Origin of the sequence: Parasphingomonas zepuensis, from assembly GCF_036663735.1 — a bacterium.
Lineage (GTDB): Bacteria > Pseudomonadota > Alphaproteobacteria > Sphingomonadales > Sphingomonadaceae > Sphingomonas.
Window position 1 is genome coordinate 1 of the sequence record NZ_JAXOJO010000036.1, and the last position, 1,397, is coordinate 1,397.

The following is a 1,397-nucleotide window of genomic DNA, read 5'->3' on the forward strand; positions in this document are numbered from 1 at the left end:
AATGCGAAAGCCAGTGCCGATATCCTCAGCATGGCGCTGGGCGCGCTCGCGGACATAATCGAGATCGTCGCCCGACCGACCGGCCAGTTCTTCGAACACTGCGCCCCATGCGGGATCGTCCAGACCGGCGGCGTAGAGGACATCGGTGGCGGGCGTGGCGGCGCGATAATCGGCGACCCACCGGGCAGCGATGGTCGCTGCATCGAACAAGGAGGTCGCCGCAGCGCTTGCCATTTCCGTTCCTTCGCGGACCTTGTGACTTTTATAAGGGTGCGGCGCAACAAAGATCAGATGTCGGGCAGCACCTGTGCTGCTTGTCCCCAACCGGAAAGCGCGCGGCTATTCGCGCGTTCGATCAGCGTATCGGCATCGCGCACGCTGAACAATTGCGGCGTCTCGATGTCGCGCAACTCGCTCCAGCTAACTGGCGCTGACACTGGCGCACCCGGCCGGGCGCGCGCGACATAGGGCAACACTGCGGTCGCGCCGCGTTGGTTACGCAGATAGTCGATGAAGATGCGGTCCTTGCGATCGATCTTGCGGATGCTCGCGGTGAAACGTTCGGGTTCGGCCTGACCCATGGCGCGGGCGAAGCGGTCGGCGAAGGATTTAACGGCAGGCCATTCCGCCTCTGGCGTCAGCGGCACGACGACATGCACGCCTTTGCCGCCCGACAGCAGTGCAAAACTGGTAAGGCCCATGTCAGCAAGATGCTGTTTCAGATCATCCGCCGCCTTCTTCACGATCTCGAAATCCAGCCCCTCGTCGGGATCGAGGTCAAACACCAGCCGGTCGGGCTTCTCGACATCCTCGATGCGGCTGCCCCAGCCGTGAAACTCGATCGTGCCCATCTGCACGCACGACAGCACGCCATCGACATCCTCGACGTACAGATAGGGTTCGACGCTGCCGTCCTTTTCCCGGATATCGACCTGACGGACATGATCGCCGAAACTGCCGGCGTCGTGCTTCTGGAAGAAGCATTGTTTGGCGCGCCCCTGCGGACAGCGCACCAGACTAATCGGGCGATGCGCCACCCACGGCAGCAGGATCGGGGCGACCGCGACGTAATAATCCGCCAGATCGCCCTTGGTGACCTTAGAATCGGGAAAGATCACACGCTCGCGGCTGCTGATCTTCACATTGCTGACCGGGGCGTCTGGCACTTCCCTCGCCGTTTCCACCACGACTTGCTCCGCCGGCTTATCCTCACGCAGCCCCAGAAAGCTGGCATGGCGCACCACATTTTCGGATGTAAACTCGGCAAAACTGACTTCCGCCACCAGCTCCGGTGCCACCCAGCGCGCGCCGCGCACTGCCGCGCGCGGGGCCTCCACCACTGTGGTCTTGCGCTCGATCTTCTCCATTCTAGCCACCAGATCGTCCATCGTCGCGGC

Annotated in this window: 2 protein-coding genes; both read right to left on the reverse strand. The window is 62.7% G+C overall.

The window, feature by feature from the left end:
* The coding region (locus U1769_RS25000; protein ID WP_332720867.1) for a hypothetical protein at positions 1 to 234 on the reverse strand (234 nt) is incomplete at its 3' end.
* Between the two features lie 53 nt (positions 235 to 287).
* The coding region (gene ligD / locus U1769_RS25005; RefSeq protein WP_332720868.1) for a DNA ligase D at positions 288 to 1,397 on the reverse strand (1,110 nt) is incomplete at its 5' end.